Origin of the sequence: Flavobacterium fryxellicola (assembly GCF_900143245.1) — a bacterium.
GTDB classification, from domain to species: Bacteria; Bacteroidota; Bacteroidia; order Flavobacteriales; family Flavobacteriaceae; genus Flavobacterium; species Flavobacterium fryxellicola.
In genome coordinates this window covers 517,488-532,708 of the sequence record NZ_FRDK01000001.1, presented here as the reverse complement: position 1 = coordinate 532,708, position 15,221 = coordinate 517,488, and the positions used below count along the sequence as shown (strand labels likewise).

At 33.3% G+C, this 15,221-nt stretch carries 15 protein-coding genes; 2 read left to right on the top strand and 13 right to left on the bottom strand.

The features are described 5' to 3' along the window. Positions 1-23 precede the first annotated feature (23 nt). The 10 genes from BUA03_RS02350 to BUA03_RS02300 all read right to left on the bottom strand — a co-directional run bounded on the left by BUA03_RS02350 (position 24) and on the right by BUA03_RS02300 (position 9,950). Positions 24-416 carry a bactofilin family protein gene (locus BUA03_RS02350; protein ID WP_066075837.1) on the bottom strand — a complete coding sequence of 131 codons (393 nt, stop codon included), beginning with the start codon at positions 414-416 and terminating at the stop codon, positions 24-26. 2 nt (positions 417-418) lie between these two features. Further along, on the bottom strand, positions 419-3,046 hold the full coding sequence (porW, locus tag BUA03_RS02345) for a type IX secretion system periplasmic lipoprotein PorW/SprE (protein WP_066075840.1): 2,628 nt from the start codon (positions 3,044-3,046) through the stop codon (positions 419-421). 427 nt (positions 3,047-3,473) lie between these two features. After that, positions 3,474-4,169, bottom strand: coding sequence for an ABC transporter ATP-binding protein (locus BUA03_RS02340; RefSeq protein WP_066075843.1), 696 nt, complete (start codon positions 4,167-4,169; stop codon positions 3,474-3,476). A gap of 195 nt (positions 4,170-4,364) precedes the next feature. After that, entirely contained in the window at positions 4,365-5,834 is a 1,470-nt protein-coding gene (locus BUA03_RS02335; protein ID WP_066075846.1) for a DUF5687 family protein, read from the bottom strand. Positions 5,835-5,882: 48 nt separating this feature from the next. Then, positions 5,883-6,590, bottom strand: a complete 708-nt coding sequence (locus BUA03_RS02330) for a hypothetical protein (protein WP_066075849.1) — start codon at positions 6,588-6,590, stop codon at positions 5,883-5,885. A gap of 325 nt (positions 6,591-6,915) precedes the next feature. Next, positions 6,916-7,587 (bottom strand): hypothetical protein, encoded by a 672-nt coding sequence (locus tag BUA03_RS02320; RefSeq protein WP_066075857.1) that lies wholly within the window; start codon positions 7,585-7,587, stop codon positions 6,916-6,918. Between the two features lie 9 nt (positions 7,588-7,596). Further along, on the bottom strand, positions 7,597-8,268 hold the full coding sequence (locus tag BUA03_RS02315) for a hypothetical protein (RefSeq protein ID WP_066075860.1): 672 nt from the start codon (positions 8,266-8,268) through the stop codon (positions 7,597-7,599). A 2-nt stretch (positions 8,269-8,270) separates the two neighbouring features. Further along, positions 8,271-8,936 carry a hypothetical protein gene (locus BUA03_RS02310; RefSeq protein ID WP_066075864.1) on the bottom strand — a complete coding sequence of 222 codons (666 nt, stop codon included), beginning with the start codon at positions 8,934-8,936 and terminating at the stop codon, positions 8,271-8,273. A gap of 2 nt (positions 8,937-8,938) precedes the next feature. After that, the gene (locus BUA03_RS02305) at positions 8,939-9,598 is read right to left on the bottom strand and encodes a hypothetical protein (protein ID WP_066075867.1); all 660 of its coding nucleotides are present in this window, start codon (positions 9,596-9,598) and stop codon (positions 8,939-8,941) included. Between the two features lie 10 nt (positions 9,599-9,608). Further along, positions 9,609-9,950: a PadR family transcriptional regulator gene (locus BUA03_RS02300; RefSeq protein ID WP_066076050.1), complete on the bottom strand. Its 342-nt coding sequence runs from the start codon at positions 9,948-9,950 to the stop codon at positions 9,609-9,611. Between the two features lie 152 nt (positions 9,951-10,102). Here BUA03_RS02300 and BUA03_RS02295 point away from each other — a divergent pair, with 152 nt between their 5' ends. Further along, a complete protein-coding gene (locus BUA03_RS02295) occupies positions 10,103-11,155 on the top strand; it encodes a ferredoxin--NADP reductase (protein WP_066075870.1) in 1,053 nt (350 codons plus the stop codon). Between the two features lie 87 nt (positions 11,156-11,242). Then, positions 11,243-11,566 carry a hypothetical protein gene (locus BUA03_RS02290; protein WP_245792548.1) on the top strand — a complete coding sequence of 108 codons (324 nt, stop codon included), beginning with the start codon at positions 11,243-11,245 and terminating at the stop codon, positions 11,564-11,566. A 48-nt stretch (positions 11,567-11,614) separates the two neighbouring features. On the opposite strand, the gene BUA03_RS02285 is transcribed toward BUA03_RS02290, so the two are convergent. From BUA03_RS02285 to BUA03_RS02275, 3 genes are all read right to left on the bottom strand, one after another. After that, positions 11,615-12,622, bottom strand: coding sequence for a glycosyltransferase family 9 protein (locus BUA03_RS02285; RefSeq protein ID WP_066075872.1), 1,008 nt, complete (start codon positions 12,620-12,622; stop codon positions 11,615-11,617). 181 nt (positions 12,623-12,803) lie between these two features. Beyond that, entirely contained in the window at positions 12,804-14,582 is a 1,779-nt protein-coding gene (locus BUA03_RS02280) for an ATP-binding protein (protein ID WP_211266373.1), read from the bottom strand. Positions 14,583-14,603: 21 nt separating this feature from the next. Next, positions 14,604-15,209 (bottom strand): DUF4254 domain-containing protein, encoded by a 606-nt coding sequence (locus tag BUA03_RS02275; protein WP_066075875.1) that lies wholly within the window; start codon positions 15,207-15,209, stop codon positions 14,604-14,606. Positions 15,210-15,221 lie beyond the last annotated feature (12 nt).

The following is a 15,221-nucleotide window of genomic DNA, read 5'->3' as shown; positions in this document are numbered from 1 at the left end:
GCCATTTATTAGTTTGTTTTAAATTATTGTTTTTGCTCATCGACTGCAATTGTTTGTTTCTCGGTAGTACTCATAACACAGATTGCACTAAAATCAGCGCCTGGCTCTACTGATAATTTCCCTACTTTAACTTCGCCTTTTACGCTAGCAGTTGCTTTTACATTAAGCAATTCTGTGACTTGAACAATGCCACTAAACTTCCCTTCTATATCCACATTATTACAAATTATATCTCCAGTTACAATTCCCGCTGGCCCTATAACAAGTTTACCACTCGTTTCAAAATTGCCAATCAATTCTCCATCAAGCCTAAAATCAGCTTTTGAAATAATATCCCCTTTTATTTTTGTTCCCTCTACAATTCGGTTGGTTTTCCCCAATAGATCTGTATACGGTTTCTTTTTTTTATCAAACATAATTATTGCTTTTTAGAGGCCAAATACGTTTCAAGATTTTTCTTGATTTGGATTACTTTATAGTTTTCGCCAGAAACTACTATAGCAGCATCACTAATTTTATATTTTATGTTTTCATTTAACACCAATGCAATATCCGCTGCGTAACCCTTTGATTGTATTCCATGTATCGTGATGAAATTTTCTTTATCCGTGTAAATATCATACGAATAATACATTTTTTGCAGGTTTTCACTAGCCAGGAATAATTTAATTTTTTCTTCTAGCGCTTTGGTATTTTTAGCATCGCGCGCACCCACTTGATATAAAATTTTCCAGTTATTTGAATCTGTTGTAACGAATTCCATTTTTTCTAAAAACGGAATTTGATCATTCAATATCAACAGGGCATTTTTCCCCTCTTCACTATTTGGATAATTATCTGCAACCACTTGCAGCGCGTTTTTGTAAGCGGTAACCCCTTTTAGTTTGCCTATTACAGCAGCTTTGAGTAGTTCAAATTTAGATCCTATCTCTTCGCCCGAAAACTGAGCAATAAGTGCATCGGAATTCTCTAAAACCAAAACAAATTGCTCTTGTTGAAACAGTTTATACCACTTGTTATAGACGCTTTCTGGCGAATCAATTGCTGAAATCGCACTTGGATTGGTGTTATTTATAATTTGGGCATAGCGGGAATCTGAATATTGAGTTGCGATTCTGTTTTTCATCGCCTCTGCTTTGTTGGTATCGCTGATTTGATATAACTTGTACAAATTGTACATAGCAGGAAGAATCAGTTTTTCCTCTGGATTATTTTTCAATAGGTATTCCAGTTTGGCAATTGCCAAATCATTTTCCTTGAATTTTTCCTTGTAAATAATCCCCAATTGATAGTAGGCAAAATTGCGTTCTTTATGAATACTGTCTCGTTCTACTTGCTTTGTAGGAAGTTGTTTTAAATAATAATCCGTGGTGTACTGCTCTGCAACTATGATGCTGGCCGATTCCTTTGCTGTACCGTTCTTATCCGCGGTCAAAGAATCAGCAACTGCTGCATTTATATTTCCTGATGAAAGTCTCCAATTGCCATTTAGAACTCTGTCTCCCCATGTTTTTTTAAATTCTAATTTACCAAAAGCTACGGTTGTAAAATTATAAAAGTAGAATGTACTCGCTGCAGCCTGCGAATTAACAGACGCCATTGTAGGTGGAGTCAGTGTTGATTTGCGGTTTGGTCTTATCGGATCTTGAGTAGAAACGGGATCAATAGAAGATGGTGCATTGTTACGCGCGCTATTTTCTTGTATCGCTTTATTTTTTTCGTCTAAGAGCCTTTTTAGTTCTTCTTTTTTCTGCAGTGTAGTAATGTACTTTTCATAATAGACTATTCGGTCAGCAGGATTCATTGCCACTACATTTAGAATACTGTCATTTCGCTTTGCCAATGCCTCGTATAAAATCACCTCATCGAGATTGCTTCTAATTTTTTGAATTTTACCAAATTCTCTTGTTTTCTTATTTAGCTTGACCAAAGTACTGTCATAGTATTTTGCCGCCGACGGATATTTCGCGTTTCTAAAATACATGTTTCCTAAATTTCTATAATTTGAGGCTACTAGATAGCTGTCTTTCGAATTCGTTTTTAAGGAGGCGTTGTATAAATCCATTGCCGTTTCCCAATTGTTTTGTTTGTCATGGTACACCGCCATTTGATGAAAAATCAAATCTTTGTAGGGACGATTTTCCCGGTCTTGCATCAGTTTATTAAAGGTCTTTACAAAAGAAATCGTATCTCCAATTTGGTAATCAAACAACTCCGCTTTTTTAGCATGTGCTTGAATGACAAATTTTCGCTCCGCTTTTCGGTTCATATTAATTACCTGTTGGTATGCTGCGACAGCACTGTCTTTATACCCGAGCTCTTGATACAATTGTCCTAATACAAAACGGTATCTCGCTCTTTCCTGATTTATTTTAGTGAATGCGATGGCTTTTTTTATTTTGGCCACGGCGCTATCCTTTTCTTCCAAGTTTAAAAAAGAGGCCGCTAAAAGGGCGTTTGCATCTGCAAAAACCTGTTTCTTCACTTGGTGCTCTTCTAATAATTTACTAATGTTTTTTATGACTAAAGCATCATTTCCCAGACGCATATTGGTTTTTTCTCGCCATATTTTAGCTTCGTAAATCTTGCTGCTGTTGGGGTATTTATAGAGAATGTAATTGAATGCATCGAGAGCCGGCACAAACCGTTGGTCATAATATCTCGCTTTTCCAAGCATGAGATACGCTTCATCGATTTGACTGTTTTTTTCTCTACCTCCAATATTCATGGAGTGTTTCTGAATGGCTTTGGTCGCTTTGGTTTCAGCCAATTCAAAATCAGCATTTATTGGTTTTGTGGTAGCGGTGAAGTCCTCTACAATTTGCATTTTTTCTGGAGGTAAAAGTTGCCAGAAGTCATCATCATCATTGGATTTTAAGGTTTGAACACCTTTGTCTAAGCCTACTTTACCATTGTATAAAATGTTATACTTGGTACTCAAGGCATGAGAATTCCGTGCCAAAAAAGTATCTTTCTTAGTAGAACAAGCTACCAAAAAAGCAAAAAACAACAAGAAGGGTAATGTTTTAAATATATTGATTTTCAAGGGGAAACGTTTTTATCAATTAACTTTTAAATATGCTTTTTAGTATACTGACTGGTAAAAATACGTTTCTTTTTGACATCGTGAAAATTATCCGGGTTTATTTGACTCTTTCGCGTGCGTGAGGGATGGAAGCGGCATCCTTTATTTTCTTTCTTTAAGAAAATAAAGATACAGCGTACAGCCCGACCCGAAGTTTTTCACGAAGGGTCACGCCCAAATAAAACTTAAATTTCTAATGGATTTTAAAGGTTTTACAGTATTCCTTTCCCATTAATTTGTCATGCTGTAAGCATCTCAATTAAGTTACTCTCGAGTTTAGAGACGCTTCCAGCGTGACAAAAGGAATAATCAGTAGCTTAAAACCGCTGTTTTTTTGATTGAAATGATTACTAAAAGCAGCGAATCAGCAGTCTAAATTAACTTTTTTTTAAACGGCAAAAAACAATTCTAATTCCTTTAATGTTTCTGGTGATGTTTGAATATCCTTAACGACTTCGCCTTTGTGCATGGCAACAATCCTATCGCTTACCTCAACGGTGTGCTGCAAATCGTGGCTGGAAACTAGTACGGTCACCTCTGGATTATCGGCTAGGTCTTTGATTATTTTCTTTAAACGAAATTGGGTAGTTGGGTCTAGATTTGCAAAGGGTTCATCTAGAATGATTACTTCGGGATTTCCTATCAGTGTGGCAATAATTCCCACTTTCTTTTGGTTTCCCTTAGATAAATCACGTAAATATTTCTTGTTTTTCAGGATCTCACCATTAAAAAATTCTTCGTGTGTGGCTAATAATGCATCGACATCGGCTTTGTTTTGTCCGCGTAAATCACCTATGAAGTAAAAATATTCTTCGGGAGTCAAGTAGCCTATCAGGAAACTCTCATCTAGGAAAGACGCAGTGAAAGGTTTCCAACCTTCGCTGGTATTTACTTGTACGCCCTGGTTGACAATATTTCCTGTGGAAGGCTGGATTAAATCCAATAAAAGGCTAAAAAAAGTAGTTTTTCCGGCGCCGTTATTACCTACTAATCCAAAGCTTTCGCCTTTTTTTATTTCTAAAGTATCTATTTTTAATACGGTTGTTCCGTTGTATGTTTTCGAAAGGTTGTTTACTTTGATCATGTTTGAAAAGATTATTCGTTTAATTGGTTATTGGTTACTTAGTGCTTAAGTTTAAAAAAATTTGAAACCATTTTTTAAACCAGTACTGTTTTAAGAAAAATCAAGGGGTATTGAACCTTAATGACTTAATAGTTCCAGTTTTTTAAGTCTAAAAATTGTTGTCAGTGTTAGCCTTGCCGGTTACCCCACTGCTACTTATCCTTTTTGCTTGTAGGCGGCAATGGTCGCGTATTTCTCTGATTTATATATTTTTTCAATTACGGAGAACGCTTTCTCTTTGAATGCAAAACCAATTACTCCCGCCGAAGCCACTAAGGCTAGTCCAACAGTAGGATTCCCATATTTAGAACCTAGCCAATACAACAAAACAGGCAAGGACAATTGCGGAATTGATATTAGCATGGTTTTGATATTAAAGGCTTTTTTGTCTCCAAAAGCACCTTTTCCAGAACTCAAATCGATAGGTGTTTTAGTATATGCTCCACCTAATAAAACCAAATGTGAATTGACACCAATATTATAAAGAGCCCCTACAACAATGGTTAAATACACCTGCACGCCAAAATAAAGATAGAAAGACGCAATCGTTGTTGTAATTACCGTAGCAATTACCATCAGCCACCACTTCGAACTCAAGTAGCCTTTGTACGGAATGTTTTGTGTCATCATCAGCTGGTAATAGGCACTGTCCCAACTCGGTACAAACTGCCCAAAAGTGATTAAGAATCCACCGGAGACAAAAATACCAGCAAAGATGTGCATTACTGGATTGTTGTACATTGCGATCCCATTAGTAAAGAACAAAAAGCCATAAAATAAAAACATAACACTTAATCCTACTGTAGTTTTAGAACGTTTGTTTCTTTTGATTAATTTAATATCATTTTTAAGGAAGGTTCCTATAGTTCCAAATTGGTTCAACCAAGTCAAATCCTCTGTTGTTGCAATATCGTGTTTGTTAGACAAGCCCGCATCTAAGTATAAATTGTTTTTGAAATAGTGGAAAGTAACATAATAGAAAGCAAATAAAACGAGTATCGGAATAGCAAAAGCCCAATAGGTGTTGAAAATTGCATTGAAAAATGGAGCGGTATAATCCGTGATGTTAAATAAGCCATAATACTGTAATCCACCTAGAACGGCTACTATTCCTAAGAAAATGGCAAATAAATTATCTTTATTACTCAGTATAATATTAATGAAATTATTACAGTACAACAACGAATACACGGCTGTAAACCAAAGTACTACTGACAACGCATCGTAGCCTTCAATGATTAGTACAACACAAAATGGAATTAGGAAAAAACCATGCACTAAATTAAAAAAAGACAAAATAGTTTTCCCCAAAGAGAAATGCACAATTGTCGATTTTTTGATTGGGAAAACTAGCATTGGGCGAATGTTCATCACCGGGATTTTTTGCAGCAGCAATCGGATGACTAAATCGATTAATATATAGTAAATCAAGAATTTATTTACGGTAACAATGGGGTCGAAATTTTCTTTTTTCAGGATGTAAAAAGTTAATACTCCCAATGCTAAGAAAATCAGAATGAAATAAGCAGCAACAAAACCCATCAGGATTTTTAGAGCCAAATTCGTAGCGAAAGAAGCCGATCTTATAAATGCTTTCCATTCGAGATAAAGAAATTTTTGAATCATAGTTTGGTTATTTTGGTTTAATAGTAAGTAACTGAAAGTAGGAAAACGTTACAGTTTTACTACTTTATATTCTGGATAAGTTGTTTGTAGATATTCCTCGGCTTTGGCTGGAATGATTTTAAAAATGATAAAAAGCACTAAGATGACCACCACTGAAAAGAAACTCAATCCCATCATCCAATAATCATTGCTTAAATACTTTTCGGAATGATTAAATATTTGGACGAAAATATTAAACTGAAAAATAACAACCCCTGAAAAACCGCCATATTGATTTATTATTTCTTCAAAAAGCCATCTTTTTTCTTGGGTTTGCTTTTTTCTTTTTCTGATTCTATTGTTTTTGAAAAGTTCGTAAAACGTAAAACCTATTAAAATAAAGTATAGGCTTATAACAATCCATTCGCTGTAAGTGCTTACTTTTAGAATACTGTACAAAACTAGCATCATGGCGATTGTCAATACAATTTTTGGAATGCCAAAAAAAATTTTAAAATGTTGCCAAACCAAACCGTTGTATTTTTTACACAAAACGGCTTGTCGCTTTTCGACCACATCCATAAAGCCAAAGACACCAAATTTTTTGAATTCTCGATTTAAAGCCTCGTCAAAAATGAGCTTGGGATTTTCTTGCCATTGCGTTTCAATAGCATTTGCTAAATGATCCACCAATTCTGATTGCAAATCATACCATTCCACGTAATGCTGGCGGGTGAAAGTAAAAAGTTGGTCAATTTGTGAAGCGGTTAGTTTCATGTTAGGCAAAAATTTGTTGTTTAAGTTCAAGGAGGGTTGTTTTTCGCATTTTCATAAATATGAAGTAGGTCATTAACGTGCAAGTGAATACAGTAGCCATAAAGATTCTGATAAATACATTTTGGAAATCTATCACGTCTTTACCCATAATTGCCAAAGCATTATTTATATGCATGCCTACCATCAACAGGTTAAAATACAAAAAGATTGATTGGGTTTTCAAAATAAAAAGCCCTTCTCTTTTTATTAGTTTTCTAAAAGGAAGTAACTGCAATAAACCTACTACAAAAATCGCTACAAGTGTTGTTATAAAATAATTAAAATTCTAGATTAATTGATATTTTCTCTTAATATCAAAAATCAACATATTTGTTAGGTGCCTACCGCACATTTGAACTAAAATACCTAATACCCAAATGCAACAAAAAGAAAGAATAAACGTTGGACTATCTCCAATCCATTCTTGGACAATTTCTGCCATCATTATTGCATACATGCAAAGCATTATTGTGCTATTATTTAATACATAAGCCGCTTCTAAAGCTAGAAATCGTTTCTCGTTTATCTTTCTAAAGCGGTACCAATTTAAAATTGAAATTACTGACAATCCGAGTAAAATTCCAAACAATAGTCTAACATAAAATACGTCATCATCAAAGTAGAAAGAAACTTTATAAACCAAAAAAACCGCTAATAAACTCAAAAGAATTTTTGGTAATTTAAAATATTCTACAACCATTTTAGATTGCTTTTTTTTATGTTCCATTCTTAAGATTTTTATTCGTTGTTCTTCCATTAATAAAAAACCTGTCTTTCTTAACTCACTCCCTGTAAAATCTATTAACTGTTGGTCATTAAGTTGCGTTTCATCTGAAAAATAATCTTCCGCACTCGAAACTGCATGATCCGTGAATTCAACCTGCAATTCATACCACTTGATTTCGCGAGAAGCAATATAATTTGTTATGATTTCTATTTGTTGGCTAGTTAGTTTCATTGTATACTTTTATGAAAGTTGGTATTGTTTTTTGATTTTCGATACATTTTTTGTGTCGAGATGTATTCCTGTGACACAAAATAGAACTCCAAAAACCCATAGAAAAATAAATGGTATTAGTAATAGATGATTCTTTGCGATTTCCTCTTTAAAAACACTAGTTAAGTTCATTCCTAATTGAGGGAATAGCAATAAACTTGTTAAAGTCAAGGAAGGATAATTTACTGCTAAAAAACGTTTGCCTTGAATCTTGCGATTCTTAATCCACTGGTAAAAACCCGGAATTATAAATAAAAACAGTAATGCAAACAAAACTAAAATATATGTATTAAGATTTTCGAATAAAAAAGAACCTTGATAAGCTAGAAATCCCAACAAAATACTTCCTATAATTTTAGGAAATTTTAAAAACTGAGATACCATTTTTCGTTGACTTCTATTGTATTCTTTTTGTAAAATACGTTTTCTTTGCTCCTCCATAGCTTTAAAACCATTACGTCCAAATTCATTCTCAGCATATTGTTTAACTTGGTGAAAAGTAAGCTCTGGATCTTTTTCCCAAATTCCTTCCATTCTAGAAACCATGTGGTCCGTAATTTCTACTTGCAATTCATACCATTTAATATCAAATGAAGCAACGTAGTTAAAAATATAATCGGTTTGTTCTTGAGTTAATTTCATGCTTACGTATTGAATAGTTTTTTTTCAAATTGAAAGTGTTTCTGCGCCAATTGCAAATAAAATCCCGCTAATAAAACGTAAATTATTGCAAAAAAAATAGATACAAAAGCAATTTTCGTGTCTGGATGGTTCAAACGAATTGGAAATCCGCCAATTCCTAGCAATAGAAGAAAAATGATCAGACCAGCGCTTTTCTTCTTCATCAAATAACTGTACGTTGTTTGTCTCTTTGATTTCCAAATTAAAGCCCAAACTAAAATAACCAAGCAAAATTCGACAAGAATAAAAGATTTAAAAACTTGTTCAATGTTGGTGGGAACGGTTATAAAACTTGAATTTCTTACTAATATCAGTACTGAACTTGCAATCAAAGCAGCTACAGAAATTACAATTAACAACTGCTTTTTTACTAATTCATGACATTTGGAAGTCATTATTTTAGGATTCGTAAAACCAATTAAAAATGAAAAAGAAGGCTGTAATTGTGGCTTCCATTTTTCAAAAACCATTCGTGCGTTTTCTTCAAATGAAAGGTCGTTTTCATCCATTAGAATTTCTATTTCTGAGGCCATATGATCCGTAACTTCCAGTTTTAAATCGTCATAATTAAGACCGTTTAAAACTAAAGTTTCTTCTATTTGCGTTATTTGTTCTTGAGTTAATTTCATCCTTAACTATTTGATAATTTTTTTTCAAATTGAAAATGTTTCAGAGCCAGTTGTGAGCTAAATAACAAATGAAAAAGCATAAAAGTGCTTAATACAACGAATAAAACCTGATTATGTAACAGCGTTGGCGTGGTGTTTATAAAACAAAAAGGATAAATCATAGATATGTATACCGTCAATCTAGATTTATGATTCATATAAAATGAAGTGTTTAATTTAGATCTCCAAATCCTTATTGTATTAAAAATCAGAAGTAAATATCCAATGACAAATACATAACGAGCCCCAACTTGAAAATTATTTGTAATTATTTTGGCATCAAAAAATTCAGTTAGACTCATAAAAACTAATAAAGCTACTATACTTGATAAAAAACCAAACAACATTTGTTTCTTTACAAGCACAAGCTTTTTCTCTAAAATAATCTTTGGATAGCTTACGTTAATTCCTGTAAAAAAAGAGCTAGAAGGTTGCAATTCTTCGGACCATTTTTCTAAAACAAGTTTAAAATTTTCATCAAATGAAAGTTCATTTTCATCCATTAAAATTTCTATTTCTGAAGCAATATGATCCATCATCTCCAATTTTATATCATCGAATTTAATACCGTTCAAAATTAAAATCGAATCTATAAATATTATTTGTTCTTGAGTTAATTTCATCGTAAAAAAATTAAAATTCTAAATTCGGTTTTGGGCTTACTAAACTTTGCATGTTACGTATGAAATCTTCTAGTTCTGATAATCGGTTTACGGTTTCAGTGGTTCCTTTTTCCGTGAGTTTGTAATATTTGCGCATGCGGTTGTCTACTTTCTCCATTTCCACGTCTAGTATGCCTTCGGCTTCTAGTTTATGCAAGGCTGGATACAGCGCGCCCTCTGTAATATTAAGTTCACCTAGCGTGATCGCTTTTACTTTTTGGGTGATTTCGTATCCATACATTTTGCCGTTTTCCTCTAGCAATTTCATGATGATGGTATTAAGACTTCCCTTATATAATTGTGAATTTTTCATGGTTTTGTCATTGCGAGACACGAAGCAATCTCCTATTGATACACAAATATACATAAGATTCTTATACATAACTTCATTAGGTATGTAAATTTCGCTCTTTTTATTTTTTTAGAAACCTAATGTGTTTCCTATCTTTGTAAAAAAATAATCAGATGTCATCCTTTTTAAAATTAATTATAAAAGAAGTAAAACGCGAAACCAAAGATGCTGTTTCCATACTTTTTAACGTTCCTCAAGAATTAAAAGCCAACTATGCATTTATTGCAGGCCAATACTTAAATTTGAGATTAACGCTTGATGGTGAAGAAATTCGTCGCGCCTATTCGATTTGTTCTTCGCCCGATAGCGGTGAATTGCGAATTGCAGTAAAATATGTAAAAAACGGGGCTTTTTCTCAGTTTGCAAACACAAAACTTAAAGTTGGTGATGCATTAGAAGTAGGAACACCAGAAGGAAAATTTACCTTTGATCCACAAGCAGAGCGTCAAAAAAATTATGCCGCTTTTGTAGCTGGAAGTGGAATTACTCCAGTAATGTCCATCTTAAAATCAGTATTAAAAAACGAACCTAAAAGTTCTTTTGTATTGGTTTATGGTAACAAAACTCCCGAAGAAACGATCTTTCAACAAGAATTACACGATTTACAATTGCACTATGTGGGTCGCCTTTTTGTGCATTATGTTTATAGTCAAACCAAAGTAGATACTGCCTTATTTGGACGCATCGAGAAATCAACAGTAAATTTTGTTTTGAATAACAAACACAAAGAGCTAGCATTTGATAAATTCTATTTGTGCGGTCCTGAGGAAATGATTAATCTGGTTACTGGCGTTTTAAAGGAACATAACGTTAAAGAATCTAACATTAATTTTGAATTGTTTGCTGCTTCTACAAAAGAAAATCAAATAGAAAAATCATTAGGTGGACATTCTAAAATCACCATTATGGTCGATGATGAAGAAACCACTTTTGAAATGTCTCAAAAACAAACCGTTCTGGATGCTGCTTTAAAACAAGGTATTGATGCTCCTTATTCTTGCCAAGGCGGAATATGCAGCAGCTGTCTGGCTCGAGTTACGTCTGGAACAGCCGAAATGACTAAAAATTCGATTTTAACCGATAAAGAAATCGCCGAAGGTTTGATTCTTACCTGTCAAGCGCATCCAACATCAGAGTCGATTTATGTAGATTATGATGATGTATAGGTTTCCCTGAATTCATTTTGTGTTCTAAGTTCCAAGTTGGATATTCAACCTTTTTAATTTTGAATATCCAACTTGGAATTTTTAATTTTGAAATCAAATCCTATGAAAAAACCTCGCGAACTTTTTAAAAACAAACCGCATCTTTTGGAAGAAATAGAAGTCGAACAACTTTTAGATTATTGCGAAAAACTACAAGATGAATTGGTTGATTTGAAGTTCCAACAAAACGACAACAAACAATTGATTATGCTTGATATACTCAAAGAAATTATCAAAGCATGTGAAGAAACCGAAAAACAACAAAAAGAATTTCTACGTTTTGGACTTGAACAACCTGATTTTGAAGCATCAATTTCTAATTTAAAGCGTTTTTTGATTGTAAGATGTAGAGAAAATGGAATTTGGCTTTGAATCTAACAATAGAATTCACATTATATAAAGTTGTAAAAAACTACACATCTACAACATTGACTGGATTTTTAATACTATTTGTTCTGGTAAAATAGTTCTCATCGCTTCCTCATATCCTTCTATTTCTTTATTTCCGTAAACAGAGGTAGGTAATTTCGGGAACTGATTTCTATTTGAAACCAAAGCGTTTTCCATCGGTTGATTGAAAGGCATAAATCCCGCGAATGGATGTGTAGCACCCCAAAGTGTAATCACCTTTACACCAAACATGGCAGCAATATGGGCGTTTCCAGAGTCCATTGAAAGCATGACATCCAGATTGCTAATCAGCTGTAATTCCTGCTGCAGTTTGATTTTTCCGGCTACATTTACAACATTTTTACGAGCTTTAGCAAGCGTATCTAAAATTTCGATTTCTTTTTTTCCACCACCAAATAGTAAAATGGTATAGGAATTATTTCCAGCTAATTGATCAATCACTTTGTGCATTAAATCTACTGGATACGCCTTAGCTTCGTATTGTGCAAAAGGAGCAATGCCTATTAATTTTTGATTTGGAAATCCACTTAGGCTTAAAATCTCTGGGTTTAAAACTGCTTTTTGAGGAAATTTAGGATGGGATAAATCTACTGGAAATCCCAGCTTTTCAAAAACTTTTGCCTGTCTTTCAAACATAGTGGGCAATTGCTGAAACACTTTATTTTCGGCACGAGTGAGTTCTTTTTTACCTTGACGCCCTTTATCGACCGCGGCAACTTTTTTTCCGCTCAAGGCAAAAAGCGATCTGATAATTTTAGACCGCAAAACATTGTGTAAATCGGCAAAAGCATCGATAGAAAGTCCGTTTAAATCTTGGAACAAACGCAACAATCCACTAAATCCTTTGTGCCTCCCTTTTTCATCGAAAGCAAAAAAAGTAACTGAGGGGATAGAATCAAAAAAAGGTTTAAAGAAAGGCCTAGAAATAACGGTGATTTTCACCTCTGGATACTGATTGACAAAAGCGCGTAAAACAGGAACCGTCATGGCGACATCTCCCATTGCGGAAAGTCTCATGATGGCTATGTGTTTGTGTTTCGGATTCAAATTTTAGATCTTAATATTTAGAAATTTGGCGAAAAATTATAAAATGTGGCATTCTTTGGCCATTCTTTGGCCATTTCATATTAAAAAAAAACACTGTAAATAAAGAGGTTAGAATAATACTTATTAACAAACAGCTTTAGTTTTTAACAATTCACTCCTTTTTCTTTGGCCTTTCTTTGGACATTTGATTCTGCGGATTTTGTTTCTTCTCCATTTCCTTCATTCCAATATGTAAAGCTTCTGACAATACTTCAATCTGCTTAATATAATCATCACTTAACTTATAGATTGAAGTAGAGCCTTCTCCTTGCTGCTCTAATATTTTATTCGAAACTAATTTATCTACTCTAAATCGAACTTGTCTTCTAGATAATTTATCTTCAAAAAGCCCTACAAAATCTTTCATTTTAGCTATTTCTTCTTTGGATAAAAAAGATAAAATAGTATTTAATACCTGATTATCATCGATTTCTTGAAGATTATAATATTTTGCTTTTTCATCCGTAAAATCAAAATAATTTTTAGATAAAATATAAAAAACAGCATTTGTTTTACCTTTTTTTTCAATTAACTTTTTATCCAACAACTTACTTACCTGTTCTGAATCTAAATCTTTTTTAGGACAATTTTTTTTAATATTATTCAGTGTAATTATCTCCAAAACAGATAATTTTTCGTTTTCAGGTAATTCTTTCTGAACTTGGTCTATAAATAGAGCAAAAGCACGATCCTCAATAACTGCCGATAATTTTAAATTGACATGAAAATTATCTGACTTCGAATAATCTGGCTCAGCCTTTCCCTCAGAAAGTGTATTAAAGTAAATTTTATCAACTCCTTGACCTGAACGTTCAACAATTCCAGTTTTTTGTAAAATCTCGGCTAATAATCGATTTCTAGGCGTGCTTGGTGTTTTGATCAAATTTTCTAAAGTTACCCCCACAGGAAATCCTCCTGCATTAATCACATCGAGTCTTTGTGGGAACTGTTTAATGACAATTTCTGAACTTCTTCTATAATCTCTGTGAGTTATTGCATTATTTACAGATTCTCTAATAACTTCTTCATTAAAATAGGAAATATTAAAAATGTATGCTCCATCTTGAATGGGTACACTACCGTTTCTTATATTAATAGTCTTCCAAAGATCATCTATCAAAAGAAAAAAAGGTTCAACGAATTCTATTCTGTTATCAAAAGGTATTTGGCTTTCAGAATTCCTAAATTCCAACATTACTTTAGACTGCGGTAGTCTTTTTTGTAGAATTTCTTTTTTTGCCAAAAGAATTAGTGCTGCATTCGTTAGTTTTCCTTTTTTATAAAGCTCTAAATCAGAAAGAATTTGCTCGTTTGGTAATAATCTGAACTTTGGATTATTTTGTTTTATTGAATATTTATCTTTTAGTAAAAATATAGCGCGATCATCTAATTCAGAAATAGTTAAGCCTTCACATATTTGTTGTGAAAAATCAGGCTCTTGTTCTTGAATAATTTTTAAATAAACTTCATCAGACATAGGCTTTAATTCTTCACCCACCCTCATTAAAGCAACATCTTCAAATTTAAAAACTTTTCCAGCTGGACGGCAAGGAACTTCAACAACCAATACTCTTTTTTGGTTTTCGTAAAGTTCATATAATTTTGGTCTAATACCCGTGTCAGCATATATTTTACTTTCTAACTCCCCAACAGCACCTAGATTTTGTTTTGTACCAATTACTTCATGAGGATAATTATCACTCATTCCAATAACTAAATAACCGCCTCCTTCATTACAAAAAGCAGTAACATATCCTAAAATACACCTTCTCCTATCACTTGGTTTAGGTTTAGAACCGCCATCGTAGGATATATTACCTCCTTCACCTTTTTTAAATTCAACTTTGTCTTCTGACTCTTTGAGTTTTTTTAAAATATCAATTGTTATCATAGACAAATTCAATTCTAAAAATTATTTTTTATTCTGATACAAAACAGGATTCAGATCATCATCGTTGTACATTTTCATTTGCTTGTACACTTTCATGAATTTATCACCGTTTCCGATGTCTGTTAACAAATCATCTATTGCGGTTGACAAATCAGATCTTTGTTCTAATAAAATATTCAATTTTGCTTGACATTTATCTCTGTGATCTTGGGAAGCTTCATTACGATTGGCTTCTTCCTTCATGTGATAAATTTTCAAAGCTAAAATTGACAATCGGTCAAAGGCCCAAGCCGGACTTTCAGAATTAATTTTCGCATTGTCTTTTACTTTCACATGACTGTGTTTTTGAAGAAAATAACTGTCAATATATTCCACCATATCCGTACGTTCTTGATTAGAAGCATCAATCCTTCTTTTTAAGGTCAAAGCAGCAACAGGATCAATATTTGGATCACGGATAATATCCTCAAAATGCCATTGAACCGTATCAATCCAGTTTTTGTGGTACAACAAATGTTCAAATTTATCCTTTGGAAAAGGATTATTAATAGGCTGATCAACGTTATCAAACTGATGATAATCTTTGATGCTTTGTTCAAATACGGAGTAAGCTAATTTTGAAAACATATCTTTATATAT